Source organism: Brevibacterium sp. SIMBA_078, from assembly GCF_046534565.1.
GTDB lineage: Bacteria > Actinomycetota > Actinomycetes > Actinomycetales > Brevibacteriaceae > Brevibacterium.
This window is the reverse complement of record NZ_JAWRYQ010000278.1, coordinates 1-266: the sequence shown is the minus strand read 5'-3', so window position 1 is coordinate 266 and position 266 is coordinate 1. Positions and strand designations below refer to the sequence as shown.

The 266-nt window shown below is 49.2% G+C and carries 1 protein-coding gene; it reads right to left on the bottom strand.

The features are described from left to right. Positions 1-189: hypothetical protein (locus SB749_RS19725; protein WP_410711798.1), on the bottom strand; the 189-nt coding region annotated here is incomplete at its 3' end. Positions 190-266 lie beyond the last annotated feature (77 nt).

Below are 266 nucleotides of genomic sequence, written 5' to 3'. Positions count from 1 at the left end.
GTCGTAACCACGAAGGTTTATCGGCATAGAGGGATAACTCTCAATAGCATGCTGCAGTTGACGCGTCATAACACGGTCCTCGCTCAACTTAATCGCGGCGAAGAACGCAAACCCCCAGACCACGCTGAGCACAGCAACACAAATCGGAAATGCAACGGCGACACGCGTGCGCAGACTGTGTCGATACATTACTCAATGTCCTCTGCAATTCGGTAGCCAATGCGATGCACTGTATGAATTAACGGAGTATCAAATGACCTATCAAT